Genomic DNA, 17,467 nt, shown 5'->3' on the forward strand with positions numbered 1-17,467 from the left:
AATTAATCATAGTGACTTTGTCGGAAAAAAATGATATATTAATAAAAAATGGGCTTATTTAAAGTTGAATTTTTATTAGAAGGAAGGTTGATGTATTCATGTATGAAATGAAAGAAGAGTATAAAATTGGTATAGAACAGATTGATGAACAACATAAGAAACTTTTTGAATTAGCAGATAGGGCATATATACTATTAAAAGATGAGTTTGCAATTGATAAGTATGATAAAATAGTAGAAATACTAGACGAACTAAAGGATTATACTATTTTTCATTTTAAATCAGAAGAAGAATATATGGAGAGTATAGGTTATAAAAGGCTATTTACTCAAAAAATAGAACATGCAAAATTTATCGAGTCCCTTGAAAATATAGATTATAAACACATCGATGTAGATCAAGATGAAAGTTTAGTTAAAATTTTGAACTTTTTAAATGATTGGTTAACAGAACATATATTAAAAACAGATAAATTTATAGGACAATAATATATTAATTGAAATAGATATAAAAGTTAAGAATTAGTATATAGAAAAAGTATTGCATATTTTATTATATAATTATATAATAAAAGTAAATAAATATTATATCTTCAGGGCAGGGTGTGAATCCCTACCGGCGGTATAGCCCGCGAGCTTTATAAAAGCAGATTCGGTGTAACTCCGAAGCCGACAGTATAGTCTGGATGAAAGAAGGTAACCTATTAGGAATTAAGATTTTCTTTATTCTTATTTGTTTGAGTATATGCCCTGATGTATTTTGCATCAGGTTTTTTTATTTCCTTTTATAAATCAAACAATTAAGTTATATAAAGTGAGAAGGTTTGAAAAGATTAAGCCTAATAAGCTACCCCAAGAAGATAAACTTTTGGGAGGCGTTAAAATGAACGAAAAAACAAGTAAACTAATCAAAATTTCTTTATTATCAGCAATTGCAATTATTCTTATGTATTTAGATTTTCCAATAATACCTGCATTTTCATGGTTGAAAATCGATTTAAGTGATGTACCAGCATTAGTAGGGGCATTTGGTTTTGGACCTATAGCTGGAGTTATAATAGAATTAATAAAAAATCTTTTGATTCCACTAATAAGAGGAAGCCAAACAGGATTCGTTGGAGAAACTGCAAACTTTTTATTTGGTGCTTCATTAATATTACCTGCATCATTTATCTATTATAGAAATAAAAGCAAAAAAAATGCGATATTAGGAATGATCATTGGTGGAGTTGTTATGGAGATAATGGGAATAGTGGGTAACATATACTTATTATTACCGGCTTATGGAATGAAAATGCCAGCGGATATGTTACAAAGCTATATTTGGGCATTGCTAGCGTTTAATGGTGTAAAGGCTATTATGGTATCAGTATTAACATATATATTGTATAAAAAAGTGTCTGTATCAATTTTTAAGGCTGAGCCAAACTTTGGTGGATCAGGAAAGAAGACAAAAACTGTATAATAATAGTGTAGTTTATTAAAGGTTATAACAAGATTTTGAAAATTTTGTTATAGCCTTTTATTTAGTTTTAGTTCATATGTGATATTATTCACAACGCCTTTCTTTTTTACCAAGCCAAAACCAATATAATATTTCAAAATTATTATATTTTACTTAAAAATAAAAAATCAATATTAATTAATAATTAATATTGATTAATAAAGGATTATTTAGTATTATATTAATATAAAGGTATTGTAATCATTATTAACCAAAAGATAGGAGGAAATACTAAAGTTTATAAGAATATATAAAGCTTATAGATAATAACATAATGTATAGCAGAGTAAATAATAAGTAATAATAATGTCATATTATTAAAATTTAAAATGTTAGCTTTAAAATATTTCAACTATAAAGCTAAATATAGATGTGTTATTTAAGCAAAGGAATTATGATATAAATGCTTAATTAATATATATATTGGAAATAAAAATACGCACTTTAGTATGTAATTATTAATACAATATATATATTTGATTATATTATATAATTAATTTAAGGGAGGTTTTTAATATGGAGAAATATGTATGTACAGTGTGTGGTTATATTTATGATGAGGCAGAAGGTGATCCAGATAATGGTGTAGCTCCTGGAACAAAATTTGATGATATTCCAGATGAATGGGTTTGCCCGCTATGTGGAGTACCAAAATCAGATTTTGAAAAAGAACAATAATTTGTATTGTTTTTTATACAATAATAAGGATATAATTTTATAAGGAGAAATAAAACAGTAGCTTTAAGAACTGTTTTATTTCTAGGGATGTAACCATAAGGGGCTATCAAAATAATTATAAAAGTTTTGAAAGTCCCTTATTTATATAAATATTAATTAATAATGTAGTGCAACAATAACAAGCAGGAGAATGAGTAGTATGTTTACTGAAGAAAGACTTAACGAGATATTAAATATTCTAAATATACAGGGGAAAATAAAAGTCAAAGATTTGAGTCAAAAATTTAAAGTAACGGAAGATTGTATAAGAAAAGATTTGAAACAGTTAGAACATGCGGGAAAACTAAAAAGAACATATGGAGGCGCTATTCAAATTAGGCAGTCGTCCCAATTACATGATATTTCAGAAAGAGAAAAAGTCGATATTTCAACTAAAACTGAAATTGCCAAGAAAGCATTAGATCTAATAGAAGATAGGGAAACCATATTCTTAGATATATCTACAATTAATATTTTGATAGCAAAAGCTATCGTGAACACTGCTAAAAGAGTAACAGTAGTAACTAATATGCTAGAAATTGCAAATATCTTATCGGCTTCAAATAATAATATAACGGTAGTATTGGCGGCTGGAGTTTTAAATAAATCCTTAAATGGATTTATAGGATCTGCAACAAATGATTTTATTAAAAAATATAAATTTGATAAATCATTTATAGGTAGTTGTGGAATAGATGCCTTTGACCGAAGTATAACCACTTTTGAGATCGAAGACGGAATAACAAAAGCAACGATAATACAATCTAGTAAAAAGACATTTTTAGTTATGGAAAATAAGAAATTCTTTGCAGATGGTAATTATAAATTTGCGATGATTGATGATATAAATTCTATAATAACTGACGAAAAACCCAATGAGCAAATTATTGATATATTAGAAAACAATGAAATTGAATTAATTTGATAATAGTTACCTGCATAATTAATATGGTTATGACCCTAGAAAGTTTGAAAAAACAATTAATACCTTAATAATGGTTTTTAGCTAATAAAACATACACTTGTGAATATAAGTGTATGTTTTATTTATGAGCTATTTATGTTTTAGTTTTATCTTAGCCACATTATCACTGCATCTTCTTTATTGTCTTCATAATAGCCTTTTCTAATGCCATCTTGCTTAAAATTATGTTTTTCATAAAGAGCTTTTGCGGCTGTATTGCTGCTTCTTACTTCTAAAGTATAGGCTACGCAGCCTTGCCTTTTACAGTGAGAAAGCAATTCTTCAAGTAGTTTAGATGCGATTCCTTGCTTTCTGTAGCTTGGGTGTACTGCTATATTTGTTATATGTGATTCATCTAATACAATCCATGTTCCTGCAAAACCAACAACTTTATCATCAATTTTAGCTACAAAATATTTTGCAACAGGATTAGTTAATTCTTGAATATAGGAACTTTTACTCCAGCAAACAGCAAAGCTTAATGAGCTGATAGTTAAAACGGCCTCAATATCTTCTTCTTTCATTAAATCAATATTTACACACATCTTACTTCATCCTTTGCTCATATTCTCTTTCAGCCTGCGGTTTTTTTAGATAAAATGGACTGGAATCTGAATTATCAAATATTCCATTTCTTAATAGAGAACTGCCAATCTCTCCTAAAGAAGATGCACGAACTAAATTAAGGTGATTAGGAGGGAAGAAGCAATTTGGACAATTTTCAATTAAATAGTCCTTATACTTATCTAGACCATCACCTATAAAAATTACTTTTTCATTCTTTGATTTGATTATTTCGATTAATTCATCCATGTCTAAAGCAGAATAATCTAAAAGTTTCTCAAGATAAACCTGCAGGTCAGTGTTTGTATCTAAATCTTTTGTTTTGCTTGAACTAGTTAAATTAGAATGTCCTCTATATAATGATGTGTAGACACTATTTCTTAAAGCATCCATTATTGGACATATAATACCGTCAAAATTAGCGACACTAAGTGCTAGGGCATCTAGGCTAGATACGCTTACATAAGGTTTTCCGCTTCCAAAACTAAGACCCTTTATTGTTGCCATGCCAATTCTAAGTCCTGTAAATGAACCAGGTCCTTTTGAAACTACATAACCATCAATGTCATTAATACTCATATTATTTGTATTTAATAAAGTTTCAATTATTGTCATTAAAATAACTGAATGTTCCTTTTTGTCATTTAGAGTAATTTCTCCAAGCAATTTTCCATCTTTCATTAAAGCAACAGTTGCAACCTTGGAAGATGAGTCTACTGCAAGTGTAATCATATTTTCAGCTCCTTTATATAATTATATCTCTCCCCATAAGGAGTCAAAAGTATTTTTCTGTAATCTTCACCTTTATTAAGATCTTTCGTTATCTTAATATGTAACAAATCCTCTGGCAGGATTTCTTCTATATAATTTGCCCATTCTATAATTGATACGGCATCTGAAAAAATATAATCATCAAATCCGATTGCATGAACCTCATCAGGATCACTTACTCTATATACATCAAAGTGATTAAGTTTTAATCTTCCACTTTCATACTCGTTAACAATTGTGAATGTTGGACTGGTGATAGTATCATATATACCTAGGCCTTGAGCAATTCCCTTTGTAATATGAGTTTTGCCGGTACCTAAATCTCCGGTTAAACAAATTATATCACCAGGATTTAGCATCTTGCCAAGTTGTATTCCTAATTTTGTAGTAGTATCTACATTATAAACTTCAAATTCCATGAAATTCCTCCTTTGGGTAAGAATCTAAATCTTACATTGTAGGATTTTAAGTTATTATATGTTCACATAATATAATTCTTATTATGGGATAATAAATGTAAAGATAATGAATTCTTATCTTCTTATTTTATAACAAAATTATATAAAATCAAATTATTAAATAATATTTACTATAAAATATATTATTAACCTAAATCTTTATAATACAAATTTAATAATCAGAAAAATGTAATAAATTTGTATATATTTATTTTGAATTAGTTGGTATAATAAGAACAAATGCATACTAAACTTAAATTGACAGATGAATAAGAAAGTAAATATGCATTATTACATATGATACTAACATAAGATTCTATGTTTAAATTAATAAATTTATTGGGGAATAAACTTTAGAAATTAATTAAGAATAAGTTAGAAAATTTATAAGTAAATGAGTTGAATTCTGGAGGTGACTTATTTTGAAGAAGATTACCTTTGCGATGGTAATCATAACTATTGCATTGTCTTTAGGTATGAGTTTATTTTCAAGCCCGTTATTAGCCAATACAGAAAATAATAGAACTGAAAGTAGAGATAAGTATTTAAACATAATGACAGTTAATAAACCACAGTATGATATGGTTAAGAAAATTATAAAAGATAAGTGTAATGTACAGTATATGTTTACTAATGAAAAGGACATTAGTGAATTCAAATATAGTGAAAGTGTTTTAAATAATATATCAAATATGGATTTGTTTATATATTCAGGTACTTCTTTTGAGCCCTGGAGTGTTTCGCTCATCGATGAGCTAAAAAAGGGGAATCTAGGTATAATAAACCTAGCTAGAGGTGTTAGACTTTTAAATTATTCTAATGAAAATAATACTAAAGAAAATCCATATTATTTTGAAGGTATAGAAGAATATAAGATAGCATTATATAATGTAAAAGCAGCTATTCAAGATAGGGATCCTCAAAATAGAGATTATTATGAGGATAATTATAACATAGCTATAAAAGAGTTTGATAAAAATATTAAATTATATGAAGATAAGTTAAAATCACTTAGTGAATATAGATTTATAACACTAAATAATGATTTTGATTACTTAACTAAATCATTAAATTTGAATACTATTCAACTTGATAATCACGAAATAGCTGAATTTATTAAGATAAATAATTTGGATCCTAAAAAAGTAATTATAATAGTAGATGGAGAAAATGGAACTAAATTAGATTTATCAGCATATAACACCATAAAATTATGGAAATATTATGGTGATATGTCTTTTGATGATTTGATTTTATATAATGTAAAGGAATTATCAAAGTGGGCAAAAGCAAAAGAAACAACATCAGTTACTACAACGAGTGAAGCATAATATAAATTATGAGTATATTGTATTAACCGTTATTTAATTATCTACTACCTTAAAAAGCATGTCTATTCGTTACTAGATGCACTTTTTAGGGTAGTTTTAATTTAGACATATAAAGGTAAATTTAAAAAAATTGTTGATTTATTTATAAATATATTATATAATGAGTAATGTCTTAGGGGTATGGCTCAACGGTAGAGTAGTGGTCTCCAAAACCATTGGTTGTGGGTTCAAATCCTACTGCCCCTGCCATAATTGTCGTAGTACGTTGTACTACGGCTTTTTTATTTTGTTAAAAATATATAATACTATAAATTTGAGAGCAATTTAAGGAAAATTGATTTAAGAATTATAATTTAATTAACTGAAAAATTTCACATTACTTAAAATCTGATGTAAAAACGAAATCTTGCTAATACGATCAATAAAGATAAATATATCTAATATATGCAACATTGAAAAGATCTGAGAATATAATATACGGTGTTGAATTTGTAAATATATTATTTTACTTTAAGTAAAATATGCAATTGTATTAGTAAATGAAGTTTACAATATTAAGGAAATGAAAAATATTTTGGAGGTTAATTTTTATGTCAAAAGAATACTCTAATAAAGATAAAGATTCTATAGGTTTTGATTTTATTTTCGATAAAAATGGAGATTATATTTATACAGCTAGTGAGTATGGTTTTGGTAAAAATGTAAAGATTCGTGGAAAGATTACAGCACCGGAAGATGGAAGTTATTCAGTAAGTATTGTATCTTCAGATGGCGGTGGTGGCCAATGGCAAAGTATTAAGGCAAGCGAGGAAATATCATGTATTATAAGTACCAGTTTCTTTCATAAAACCACTATAACAGTTAAGATAAGCTCAAATAAACCTGAATGTAATGGACATGCAGCTATAGATTATTCTATAAGTTGACAATTGCTTTAAATTTGATGATTTACTAGAAATATAGCATTAACAATTGATTTGAGATATAAAGCTCGAGTTGATTGTTAATGCTATAATATTTAAAATGATTGGTAATAAATTATTTAAGGAGCAAGTATTTTCACATAATTTAATAACTTACAATAAGACTATATTAAGTTACACATACTAAATAAAATATGAAAATAATAATAATTATGAGAGAGGAAATCATCCAGAGTAACATGCAATAGGAAAATTCTAGTTTAGATATGTTGACTATTTATATAAGCTAATAGATAATAATAGATACGTAGAAAAAAAGTGTAAAAACCTGCTGACTGTGAGGAGAGATTTATATGATTGGAGAAAAAATAAGAGAAAGAAGGCAACAATTAGGATTGAGCCTAAAGGAATTAGCTGAAAAAACAGATTTGACATCTGGTTTTTTAAGTCAAATAGAAAGGGACTTATCAGAGCCATCAATTTCATCACTACGTAAAATTGCAGAAGTTTTGGGAGTGGCTGTGTTTTACTTCTTAATAGATAATAAGGCCAAAAATCCAGTAGTGAGACATAATGGAAGAAAGAAAATAAGATTTTCCGAATCTCATATGACATATGAATTACTATGTCCAGATATGGATAGGCAGCTTGAAATGTTTATGGCTAAGCTGGAGCCAGGCGCAATGACTTGCAGTGAACCATTAACTCATCCTGGAGAAGAAGTAACCTATGTTTTAAAAGGTATTATGTGGATAAAAATAGGTTCAGATGAGTATACCCTTGAAGAAGGAGATACGATTTATTATTTTGGAACAACGCCACATCAAATTATTAATACCGGTACAGAAGAACTAATATTTATTTCAACCATTACTCCTCCTCAATTCTAAAAAATAATACAATCATTATGAATTTATTGACAACCTCTCTAAGAAATGATATTATACAGACATTAAATAAATTTAGTCACATTAAACTTATATTGACAATGGAGTCATCACATAATTATTTGTGGTGGCTTTTTTTTATTGGTACGAGATATTGAATAAGTATTCTTTAATTAAAATAAACATAGAGTAAGCGGTTTGTGCAAAGGCGTATATTATCATTAATCTATTGTTAAATAATTAGATAGAATAAGAAGTATCATGAAAAATTAAGTATAGGTAAAAATAATAGCAACTGATTTTATGTATTAAAGAGTAGAGAGGATAATCATAATGACTGAAAATTTTAAGAATGTTAACTTTAAGAGGAAAAATGAAAAGAAAACATCATTAGATTTTTTAAATATTGATGTTGCAAGAAAGGCACAAAAATTTCATAGTAGTTTTCATAATTATAGTATGACTCCGCTTACTGAGCTAAAAAATTTAGCGAGTGCTTTAGGCGTGAGTAATATATATGTAAAAGATGAGTCATACAGATTTGGATTAAATGCATTTAAAGTACTTGGAGGAAGTTATGCAATAGGTAATTATATTGCTGAAAAACTAGGACAAGATATAGATAATCTACCGTACGACAAAATGACTTCTGATGAAGTAAAAAAAGAACTTGGTGATATAACATTTATTACTGCAACAGATGGAAATCACGGGCGTGGAGTAGCATGGACAGCAAATCGCTTGAGACAGAAATCCGTAGTTTATATGCCAAAAGGCAGTTCTTTAGAAAGGTTAAATAATATAAAAACCGAAGGGGCAGATGCTTCAATAACTGATATGAATTATGATGAGGCCGTAAGATTTTCAAATGATTTAGCTGAAAAAAATGGATGGGTAATGGTTCAAGATACAGCATGGGAAGGATATGAAAAAATACCTACTTGGATTATGCAAGGATATACTACAATGGCATATGAAGCTTATATGCAGTTGCAAGAAATGAAAGAAGATATGCCAACACATATTTTTTTACAAGCAGGGGTTGGAGCTTTTGCAGGAGCGGTTCAGGGATTTTTTGCTAGTGTCTATGGTGAAAATAGACCAATAACAACAATAGTTGAACCTAATAAGGCAGATTGTATCTATAGAACTTCAGAAAAAAATGATGGAAAGCTCCATTTTGTTACAGGTGATATGGATACAATAATGGCAGGACTTGCTTGTGGGGAGCCATGCAGAATAGGGTACGAAGTGCTACACGACTATAGTGATAATTTTGTATCATGTCCAGATTATGTGACGGCAAAAGGTATGAGAGTTATGGGAAACCCTGTTGAAAGTGATAAAAAAATTATTTCAGGGGAAAGCGGAGCGGTTACCGTTGGACTCATTGCAGAAATTTTGGAGAATAAAGATTTACAATGGTTAAAGGAAGAATTAAAGCTTGATGAAAATTCAAGAATCCTTTGTTTCAGCACTGAAGGAAATACAGATAAAGAAAGCTATAGAGACATAGTATGGAATGGAAAGTATCCAAGCTATAGATAAACAACATATAATTTATACTTTCGATAAATTATCGCATAGGACTAAGTTAGCATTGGTTATGTAGTATGGGGATACACAGAAGTTTAATATATATGATATTTAAATTATAAGAACATTTTATGCAGTTTTTATCTATAAGACTAAGGAGGGTGGAATTAAATGAAAGGTTGCGAAAATGACACTAAAATTTTAAAGGGAAATATAGTATATACAGAAACAAGTGAATTGTTTAATATAGTTGAAAATGGATATATAGTAGTTTGCGGGAACTCTGTTGAAGGAGTATATAAGGAATTACCAGAAAGATATAAAAATATAAAGATTAATGATTATGGAAATAAACTTATAATTCCTGGTTTTGTAGATTTGCATACGCATGCTTCTCAATTTGCTATAAAAGGTATTGGATATGATAAAGAATTGTTACCTTGGCTTAAAACATATACTTTTCCGGAAGAAGCAAAATTTCGAGACCCATCTTATGCTAAAAAGGTGTATAAGGAATTTGCTAATGAACTATATGCTGAAGGAACTACAAGAGCTGTTATTTTTGCAACAATTCACCCTGAAGCTACAGAAGTTTTAATGAACTTAATTGAAGAAAAAGGAATAATATCATATGTAGGAAAAGTGAATATGGATAGAAATTGTCCCGATATATTAAGAGAAGACAGTGAAGAGTCAATAAAAATGACAATAAAGTGGTTAGATAATTGTAGTAAAAAATATAAATTTGTAAAACCGATAATTACACCAAGATTTGTGCCAAGTTGTACAGGATATCTAATGGAAGCGTTAGGTAATATCGCAACAAACCAAGTTGTACCAATCCAATCACATCTATCAGAAAACTTATCAGAAATTAAATGGGTAAAGGAATTACACCCAGAATGTAAAAATTATGGTGATGTATATAATCAATTCAATCTCTTTGGACAAACTAAAACTATAATGGCTCATTGTGTTCACTTAACAGAAGAAGAGATAGACACAATCGTAAAAAATAATGTTATAGTGGCTCATTGCCCAACTTCTAATGTAAATTTATCAAGTGGAATATCTCCAATAAATAAATTATTAAAGAAAAAAGTTCAGATAGGACTTGGTTCCGATATAGCTGGTGGAGAAAGTTTAAGTATGTTTTCTGTAATGGCATGCGCAATTAAAATATCAAAATTAAGAAAAGTATGCTTTATGGAAGATGAAAAATCTTTATCACTTCAAGAAGTTTTTTATTTAGCAACAAAAGGTGGAGGAAGCTTTTTTGGAAAAGTTGGAAGCTTTGAAAAAGGATATGAATTTGATGCATTAATAATAGATGATGATAACTTATGGAAAATTGATAAAGGAACGATTGAAGAAAGATTAGAAAGATTAGTATATCTAGGTGATAAGAAAAATATAACAAATAGGTACGTATGTGGAAATGAAATATAGGAAGGATGGGATATTTGTGGATAAGGATAGAAAAGAAAAATTAATAAAACTTTGCCAAGATATTATTAAGATTCAAAGCTACTCAGGGAACGAAGGAGAGGTAGTTGGGTGCTTGGAAGAGAATATGAAAAGTATTGGTTTCGATGAAATTATTGTAGATAAGTATGGAAGTATAATTGGAAAAATAAAAGGGAACAGACCGGGTAACAAAGTACTTTTTGATGCTCATATTGACACAGTTCCAGTAAATAATCCAGAAGAATGGAAGCATGATCCCTTTGGAGCAGAAATATATGAGGATAAGATTTATGGAAGAGGCACATCTGATATGAAAGGTTCTTTAGCAGCTATGATAATTGCAGCAGAATATTTTGCTAAGGACAATAACAGGGATTTTCCAGGAGAAATATATATAGCTGGGGTAGTTCACGAAGAATGTTTCGAAGGAGTTGCAGCAAGAAATATAAGCGAATTTGTAAAACCAGATTATGTAGTGATAGGAGAAGCCTCTGAACTTAATCTTAAAATAGGGCAGCGTGGACGTGCTGAAATTGTTGTTGAGACCTTTGGAGTTCCTGCTCATTCAGCTAATCCGGAAAAAGGAGTTAATGCAGTTTATAGCATATCTAAAATAATTGATAAGCTTCAAGAAATTAAATATGAAGAAGATGAGTTTTTAGGAAAAGGAATTCTAGAACTTACAGATATTAAATCATCGCCTTATCCAGGAGCATCTGTTGTACCAAGCTATTGTAAGGCAACCTATGATAGAAGGTTACTAGTTGGTGAAACTAAAGAAGGTGTTTTAGAGCCAATAATAAAATTAATAGATGAGTTAAAAAATGAATCAGCTAATATTAATTACAAGGTCTCTTATGCTAAAGGAACAGAGAAATGTCATACAGGAGAAGTGATTAAAGGAGAGAGATTCTTTCCAGCTTGGTGTTATAAAAAAGAAGAAGCATTTATACAAAAAACTTTCAAGGGGTTATGTGATATAGGATTGAATCCAGAAATAACTAATTATTCTTTCTGCACAAATGGGAGCCATTATGCTGGTGAAGCCGGTATAAAAACTATAGGATTTGGTCCATCAAAAGAAAACATAGCACATACTATTGACGAATATATTGAAATAGAACAGTTAGCTAAGTCATGTGCAGGTTATTATAAGATAATGGAAACATTATTAGGATTAGAGGACTAAGAAAATGAAATGGATGATAAGCAATGGAACTATAGTTGATGGAACTAATAAACCAGCATATAGTGGAGATTTAATTATAAATGATGATACAATTGTAGAAATTGGCGATTTAGAAAATAAAAAAGAAACTATGGATTATGTATTAGATGCAAGAGGTTTGATTATTTCTCCAGGATTTATCGATACTCATAGTCACTCGGATTTAGAAATATTAAGTAATCAAAATATAAAGCCTAAGATTTACCAAGGAATAACAACTGAGGTTTTAGGACAAGACGGTATATCTATGGCGCCACTGCCAAGTAAGTTCATTAAGGATTGGAGGAAAAACTTAAGTGGTCTTGAAGGTGACAGTGATGAGATTTCGTGGAATTATGAAACCGTAAAAGATTATTTTAATGCAATTAAAGATAAAGGATTAATATCTAATGTATGTTATCTTGTGCCCCACGGTAATATTAGAATGGAGGCAATGGGGCTTTCTGCTAATAAAGCAGAAAAAGATGATATAGAAAGCATGAAAATAATTTTACGAAGAGAGCTTGAATCTGGTGCTATTGGGATATCTTCAGGACTCATATACATTCCATGTGCATATGGTGATACAGAAGAGTTAATTGAGCTTTGCAAAGTAGTTGCAGAATATAATAAGATTTTTGTGGTACACCAAAGAAGTGAGGCAAACGAAATTATTGATTCAATGAAAGAAATAATTAGAATTGGTAAAGAAAGCGGTGTTAAAATACATTTTTCTCATTTTAAAATCTGTGGAAAAAATAATTGGCATAAAATAGATGAAATAGTTTCTCTTATAGAAGAAGCAGAAAAAGATGGAGTAAATATATCTTTTGATCAATATCCTTATGATGCTGGAAGCACGATGCTTAGTGTTATTATTCCACCATGGGTTCATAATGGTGGAACTAATAAAATGCTCGAAAGAATAAAGTCAAAAGATTTAAGACAAAAGATTATTAGTGAAATATATGAAAAAAACTGCAATTGGGATAACTTTGTTGAATTTGCAGGAGTAGATGGAATATATATTACGTCAGTAAAAACAGATAAGAGTAAAGCTGTTATAGGAAAAAGCCTAAAAGAGCTAGGTGAAATAAGGAATCAAGATCCGATAGAAGCAACTTTAGATTTATTAATAGAAGAGGAAAATGCGGTCGGTATGATTGATTACTATGGATCAGAAGAACATATAATCCAATTTATGAAAAGGCCAGAACAAAATTTTTGTACTGATGGTTTGCTTGGAGGAAAACCCCATCCAAGGGTATATGGAGCTTTTCCAAGAGTATTAGGTAGATATGTCAGAGAGCTTAAGGCTTTAACATTGGAAGAAGCAATATATAAAATGACTAGTAAATCTGCAGTCACAATGGGAATAAAGGATAGAGGATGTCTTGATGTCGGATTTAAAGCTGATATAGTAATATTTGATAAAGATAAGATAATAGATAAAGGTACATTTATAGAACCTGAGCAATTTCCAGAAGGAATATCATATGTAATTGTGAATGGAAATATTGTTTTAGAAAATGAAAATTACTCTCCAGGCAATTATGGAGTGATCATAAAGTGAGATAATTAGAATAAACTTTTACTATATCATTTAAGCCTTAAGAATTCTATATATTAAATGAAGAGGAACGAAGAATGATGGATGTAGATGGAGTTATACTAGCGGCGGGATATTCAAGTAGAGCTAATGCTTTTAAAATGGAACTTGAAATTAATAACAAGGCAATTTTACAGAGATGCATAGAAGCTTTATATGATAACTGTGATAATATAATAGTAGTTAGCGGATATAAGCATGAGAAGATAAATAGACTGGTAGAAAATTATACAAAGGCAAAAGTAGTATATAATGATGAATTTCATAAGGGAATGTTTAGCTCTATAAAAAAGGGAATACAAAATGTTAAAGCATCAAAGTTCTTACTTACCCCTGGAGATTATCCTTTAATAAATAAAAATATAGTAGAGAAATTACTGTGTGAAGAGAAGGAAATAGTTATACCAAGTTTTAATAGGAGAGGAGGACATCCGGTTTTATTAAGTAGAAATCTAATAAGAGAAATATTAGATGAACCTGATGATTCTAATCTAAAGAAATATTTAAGTAAGAAGCAGTGCTCGTACCTTAACATAGATGATGAGGGAATATTATTGGATGTTGATACCATGGAAGATTACGAAAATGTGAAGTATATTATTAAAAAATAATTATAATAATAAATTATTTTCAATATTATTGACTTATTGGAGAAAGAAGATATATAATATTTAATAAAAATAAAAAAATTTAATAAAAGTTAAGCATAGACAAAGAGGTCTTATTTCAAAATTAGAAGTAAGGCCTCTTTTTGTTTTTTTATCACTTAAAAAATTCTAATAAGGCTAAATTAAGAATAATTTTAGATAAGTATAATATAAAAATTTAGAAGTTCAATTTAAAAACTAAACTAAAGATATGCAAATTTATAAGCTGATTATTACTTAAAAGGATAACAGAAATAAAAATAAAATTTTTAAATTATCTAAGGTAGGGGGAGATATTATTTTTGATTTAGGAATATTAAATGGAAGATTATATTTAGAAGGAAATTTCATATACAGCAATCTATATATAAAAAATGGAATTATAGATACACTATCCACATCAATTTTGGATTGCAAAGAAAAATATGATGCAAATGGGAAAATGGTTTTACCAGGTTTCATAGATGCACATGTACACTTTAATTTAGGCGTTGGAGAAAATACTTCAAGCGATGATTTTTTTAAAGGTTCAAAAAAGGCAGCTATGGGAGGGATAACAACATTCATAGATTTTTTAGATCCAATTAATGATGTTAGTCAGCTAGACGAAGCTTTTAATAAAAGATATGAACTCGCAAAAAAAAGTGTTGTGGATTATGGTTTTCATGTGACACTTGGAAATCCAGATGGGGATGTTAAAGAGCTTTTAAATAAAAGTTCCTTACTTGGTATGCCAACTATAAAATTATTTACAACATATGCATCAACTAATAGACAAACAAAGGATTATTACATAGATGAATTGCTAAAGTATTCAAAGAAAACGAAAACTAGAGTATTAGTTCATGCAGAAAATAATGACATGATAAGAGAAAAAAATATTTTGGTAAAAGATCACGAGAAAGCAAGACCAGCACTTTCAGAAATTACAGAAGTTTTAAAATTAGCTGAAATGGCAAGATATAGAGATGGTCTTTTATATATTGTTCATACCAATTGTGGGACTACTATTGAAAGACTAAAGGAAGTTTATTCAGATGAATTACATTCAACAATAATATTAGAAAGCGCACCTCATTATTTTAGATTTAATTCTTCATTATATGAAAAAGAAGATGGATACTTATATACTATGACGCCACCTTTAAGAAGCGAAGAAGAAAGATTAAAGATGGTTAATAATATAGATGCAATTGATGTAATAGGTACAGACCATTGTCCGTTTTCTAAAAGATTAAAAAATAAGAAGTATACAAGTGAAATTCCTATGGGAATAGATGGAGTAAAATATTCGTTTTTAAATATGTTTACTCTTTTTGGAGAAAGCATAATCTCTAAATTTACAGTAGAACCCTCAAAGATTCATGGATTATACCCTAAAAAAGGAACAATAATGCCAGGAAGTGATGGAGATATAGTGATTTTTGACCCAAATAAGACAACTAAAATAATGGATGATAATTCTATTTATAATGATGAAATCCTGAAAGGTGAAATAAGTGCAACTATATCTAAAGGAAAGATTGTAGTTAGCGAAGGTAAGTTTTTAGGTGGACAAGGTGAGTATTTACCACGGAGGTTACAAGTATGATTAAAGCATTAATAAATGTTAATATATTTAATTTTGATTCATTAAAAGAAAAATCTTATGTGTTATTTGATAAACAGATAATAGAAGTAGGCTCGATGGAAAACTTTAAGGGAGCAGATGAAGTATATGACTGCAATAATCAAATATTAATGCCTGGACTTGTAAATTGTCATAGTCATATATATTCAACCTTTGCTAGGGGATGGATTACTGAATTTAATCCAAAAAGTTTCGTGGATTTATTAGAGCAAATGTGGTGGAAATTAGATAAAGTTCTTGATGAAAAAGATGTTTATTATAGTGCTCTTGTAAGTGGAATTGAATTTATAAAAAATGGAGTAACTACAGTAGTAGATCATCATGCTAGTGGGAAAAAAATAAAAGGCAGCTTAAATTTATTAAAAAGTGCCTTATGTGATCAGATAGGAATCAGAGGAGTATTTTGTTTTGAAAGTAGCGATAGATTCCCGATAGATGAATGTGTCGAAGAAAACATAGAGTTTAGTAAAATACATTCAACTATGACAAGTGGATTATTTGGAATGCATGCATGTTTGACATTAAGTGATGAGTCCCTAAAGAAAATAGCCGATAAGAGTAAGGGAATGCCAATACACATTCATGTTGGTGAAAGTGATGAGGATAATATAGAGAATATCAAAAATTTCAACAAAACACCTATAGAGAGATTAGAAGAACATGGATTGCTTAGAGAAAACTCGATTTTATCACATTGCATATACTTAAGTGAAAATGATATGGATATTTTAAAAAAGTATAAGGTTTATGTAGCATTAAATCCTACTTCTAATTTTAATAATGCAGTGGGTTTAGCTGATGTGTTGGAACTTGAGAAGAGAGAAATAAAATGTATTTTAGGTAATGATGGACTTGGATTTAATTTAACTAGAGACATGGTTAATTTAATGTTTGGAATGCATTTGAGGTATAAGAACCCTACAGCGTATTCTTTAGGGAATATTAGGAAGATTATAGAGAACAACTACGAGTATGCAAGTAACATATTAGGTTGTAAGCTTGGAAAAATTGAAGAAGGATACGAAGCGGATTTTCTAACTTTAGAATATACTGCACCTACGCCAATAACAGAAGATAATTTATTCGGTCATTTTTTTTATGGGATGTTAGATAATTTTAAACCTAAGAATGTTTGGTGTAATGGTGAAATTAAATTAAAAGATTATAAGGTATTGCATGATGAAGAAAAAATATATAAAGAATCAACTCAAATAGCACGTGAGATTTGGGAAAAGTGTAAGGAGAAATAATAT

The 17,467-nt window shown here is 29.0% G+C and carries 17 protein-coding genes, 1 tRNA gene and 1 riboswitch; of the genes, 15 read left to right on the forward strand and 3 right to left on the reverse strand.

The features are described 5' to 3' along the window. Positions 1 to 98: 98 nt before the first annotated feature. The 4 genes from D2A34_RS22640 (at position 99) to D2A34_RS22655 (ending at position 3,145) form a co-directional block, all read left to right on the forward strand. Positions 99 to 488 carry a bacteriohemerythrin gene (locus D2A34_RS22640; RefSeq protein WP_079442121.1) on the forward strand — a complete coding sequence of 130 codons (390 nt, stop codon included), beginning with the start codon at positions 99 to 101 and terminating at the stop codon, positions 486 to 488. Positions 489 to 584: 96 nt separating this feature from the next. Then, positions 585 to 701: riboswitch (FMN riboswitch) on the forward strand. 181 nt (positions 702 to 882) lie between these two features. Beyond that, positions 883 to 1,464 (forward strand): ECF transporter S component, encoded by a 582-nt coding sequence (locus D2A34_RS22645; protein WP_079442122.1) that lies wholly within the window; start codon positions 883 to 885, stop codon positions 1,462 to 1,464. Between the two features lie 555 nt (positions 1,465 to 2,019). Continuing rightward, positions 2,020 to 2,181, forward strand: coding sequence for a rubredoxin (gene rd / locus D2A34_RS22650; RefSeq protein WP_079442462.1), 162 nt, complete (start codon positions 2,020 to 2,022; stop codon positions 2,179 to 2,181). Between the two features lie 199 nt (positions 2,182 to 2,380). Further along, complete coding sequence (locus D2A34_RS22655) at positions 2,381 to 3,145, forward strand: DeoR/GlpR family DNA-binding transcription regulator (protein WP_079442463.1); 765 nt, start codon at positions 2,381 to 2,383, stop codon at positions 3,143 to 3,145. A gap of 146 nt (positions 3,146 to 3,291) precedes the next feature. Here D2A34_RS22655 and rimI read toward each other — a convergent pair whose 3' ends face one another. Genes rimI through tsaE form a run of 3 tightly spaced genes read right to left on the reverse strand, consistent with a single transcriptional unit; the run spans position 3,292 to position 4,938 of the window. Next, positions 3,292 to 3,729 carry a ribosomal protein S18-alanine N-acetyltransferase gene (rimI, locus tag D2A34_RS22660; RefSeq protein ID WP_079442464.1) on the reverse strand — a complete coding sequence of 146 codons (438 nt, stop codon included), beginning with the start codon at positions 3,727 to 3,729 and terminating at the stop codon, positions 3,292 to 3,294. 1 nt (position 3,730) lies between these two features. Next, complete coding sequence (gene tsaB / locus D2A34_RS22665; RefSeq protein ID WP_079442465.1) at positions 3,731 to 4,480, reverse strand: tRNA (adenosine(37)-N6)-threonylcarbamoyltransferase complex dimerization subunit type 1 TsaB; 750 nt, start codon at positions 4,478 to 4,480, stop codon at positions 3,731 to 3,733. Then, positions 4,477 to 4,938 (reverse strand): tRNA (adenosine(37)-N6)-threonylcarbamoyltransferase complex ATPase subunit type 1 TsaE, encoded by a 462-nt coding sequence (tsaE, locus tag D2A34_RS22670; protein WP_079442466.1) that lies wholly within the window; start codon positions 4,936 to 4,938, stop codon positions 4,477 to 4,479. The genes tsaB and tsaE overlap by 4 nt, the downstream gene beginning before the upstream one ends. 461 nt (positions 4,939 to 5,399) lie before the next feature. Between tsaE and D2A34_RS22675 the strand changes: the two genes are divergently transcribed. The 11 genes from D2A34_RS22675 to D2A34_RS22725 all read left to right on the forward strand — a co-directional run bounded on the left by D2A34_RS22675 (position 5,400) and on the right by D2A34_RS22725 (position 17,464). After that, entirely contained in the window at positions 5,400 to 6,308 is a 909-nt protein-coding gene (locus tag D2A34_RS22675; RefSeq protein WP_119367995.1) for a metal ABC transporter substrate-binding protein, read from the forward strand. Between the two features lie 174 nt (positions 6,309 to 6,482). After that, positions 6,483 to 6,557 (forward strand) — tRNA-Trp (locus D2A34_RS22680). 341 nt (positions 6,558 to 6,898) lie between these two features. Continuing rightward, positions 6,899 to 7,234 (forward strand): hypothetical protein, encoded by a 336-nt coding sequence (locus D2A34_RS22685; protein WP_079439866.1) that lies wholly within the window; start codon positions 6,899 to 6,901, stop codon positions 7,232 to 7,234. A 350-nt stretch (positions 7,235 to 7,584) separates the two neighbouring features. Beyond that, positions 7,585 to 8,121: a helix-turn-helix domain-containing protein gene (locus D2A34_RS22690; protein ID WP_079439865.1), complete on the forward strand. Its 537-nt coding sequence runs from the start codon at positions 7,585 to 7,587 to the stop codon at positions 8,119 to 8,121. 330 nt (positions 8,122 to 8,451) lie between these two features. Next, positions 8,452 to 9,666: a diaminopropionate ammonia-lyase gene (dpaL, locus tag D2A34_RS22695; protein ID WP_079439864.1), complete on the forward strand. Its 1,215-nt coding sequence runs from the start codon at positions 8,452 to 8,454 to the stop codon at positions 9,664 to 9,666. A 159-nt stretch (positions 9,667 to 9,825) separates the two neighbouring features. Beyond that, positions 9,826 to 11,103, forward strand: coding sequence for a guanine deaminase (guaD, locus tag D2A34_RS22700; RefSeq protein WP_079439863.1), 1,278 nt, complete (start codon positions 9,826 to 9,828; stop codon positions 11,101 to 11,103). Continuing rightward, the gene (locus tag D2A34_RS22705; RefSeq protein WP_341467269.1) at positions 11,093 to 12,310 is read left to right on the forward strand and encodes a YgeY family selenium metabolism-linked hydrolase; all 1,218 of its coding nucleotides are present in this window, start codon (positions 11,093 to 11,095) and stop codon (positions 12,308 to 12,310) included. Before guaD ends, D2A34_RS22705 begins: the two co-directional genes overlap by 11 nt. A 4-nt stretch (positions 12,311 to 12,314) precedes the next feature. After that, positions 12,315 to 13,901, forward strand: coding sequence for an N-acyl-D-amino-acid deacylase family protein (locus D2A34_RS22710; RefSeq protein WP_119367996.1), 1,587 nt, complete (start codon positions 12,315 to 12,317; stop codon positions 13,899 to 13,901). A 74-nt stretch (positions 13,902 to 13,975) separates the two neighbouring features. Further along, entirely contained in the window at positions 13,976 to 14,548 is a 573-nt protein-coding gene (locus tag D2A34_RS22715) for a nucleotidyltransferase family protein (RefSeq protein WP_242966017.1), read from the forward strand. 442 nt (positions 14,549 to 14,990) lie between these two features. Next, complete coding sequence (locus D2A34_RS22720; RefSeq protein WP_243128386.1) at positions 14,991 to 16,175, forward strand: amidohydrolase family protein; 1,185 nt, start codon at positions 14,991 to 14,993, stop codon at positions 16,173 to 16,175. After that, positions 16,172 to 17,464, forward strand: coding sequence for an amidohydrolase family protein (locus D2A34_RS22725; RefSeq protein ID WP_119367998.1), 1,293 nt, complete (start codon positions 16,172 to 16,174; stop codon positions 17,462 to 17,464). The genes D2A34_RS22720 and D2A34_RS22725 overlap by 4 nt, the downstream gene beginning before the upstream one ends. Positions 17,465 to 17,467 lie beyond the last annotated feature (3 nt).

Origin of the sequence: Clostridium chromiireducens (assembly GCF_003575225.1) — a bacterium.
GTDB classification, from domain to species: Bacteria; Bacillota; Clostridia; order Clostridiales; family Clostridiaceae; genus Clostridium; species Clostridium chromiireducens.

Bases quoted from the DNA above. Each gene is read 5' to 3' on its own strand.
- D2A34_RS22685 (WP_079439866.1), top strand. From the start codon at position 6,899: ATGTCAAAAGAATACTCTAATAAAGATAAAGATTCTATAGGTTTTGAT.
- D2A34_RS22655 (WP_079442463.1), top strand. From the start codon at position 2,381: ATGTTTACTGAAGAAAGACTTAACGAGATATTAAATATTCTAAATATA.
- D2A34_RS22690 (WP_079439865.1), top strand. From the start codon at position 7,585: ATGATTGGAGAAAAAATAAGAGAAAGAAGGCAACAATTAGGATTGAGC.
- D2A34_RS22705 (WP_341467269.1), top strand. From the start codon at position 11,093: ATGAAATATAGGAAGGATGGGATATTTGTGGATAAGGATAGAAAAGAA.
- dpaL (WP_079439864.1), top strand. From the start codon at position 8,452: ATGACTGAAAATTTTAAGAATGTTAACTTTAAGAGGAAAAATGAAAAG.
- D2A34_RS22645 (WP_079442122.1), top strand. From the start codon at position 883: ATGAACGAAAAAACAAGTAAACTAATCAAAATTTCTTTATTATCAGCA.
- tsaB (WP_079442465.1), bottom strand. From the start codon at position 4,480: ATGATTACACTTGCAGTAGACTCATCTTCCAAGGTTGCAACTGTTGCT.
- guaD (WP_079439863.1), top strand. From the start codon at position 9,826: ATGAAAGGTTGCGAAAATGACACTAAAATTTTAAAGGGAAATATAGTA.
- D2A34_RS22725 (WP_119367998.1), top strand. From the start codon at position 16,172: ATGATTAAAGCATTAATAAATGTTAATATATTTAATTTTGATTCATTA.
- D2A34_RS22640 (WP_079442121.1), top strand. From the start codon at position 99: ATGTATGAAATGAAAGAAGAGTATAAAATTGGTATAGAACAGATTGAT.
- D2A34_RS22710 (WP_119367996.1), top strand. From the start codon at position 12,315: ATGAAATGGATGATAAGCAATGGAACTATAGTTGATGGAACTAATAAA.
- rd (WP_079442462.1), top strand. From the start codon at position 2,020: ATGGAGAAATATGTATGTACAGTGTGTGGTTATATTTATGATGAGGCA.
- tsaE (WP_079442466.1), bottom strand. From the start codon at position 4,938: ATGGAATTTGAAGTTTATAATGTAGATACTACTACAAAATTAGGAATA.
- D2A34_RS22715 (WP_242966017.1), top strand. From the start codon at position 13,976: ATGATGGATGTAGATGGAGTTATACTAGCGGCGGGATATTCAAGTAGA.
- rimI (WP_079442464.1), bottom strand. From the start codon at position 3,729: ATGTGTGTAAATATTGATTTAATGAAAGAAGAAGATATTGAGGCCGTT.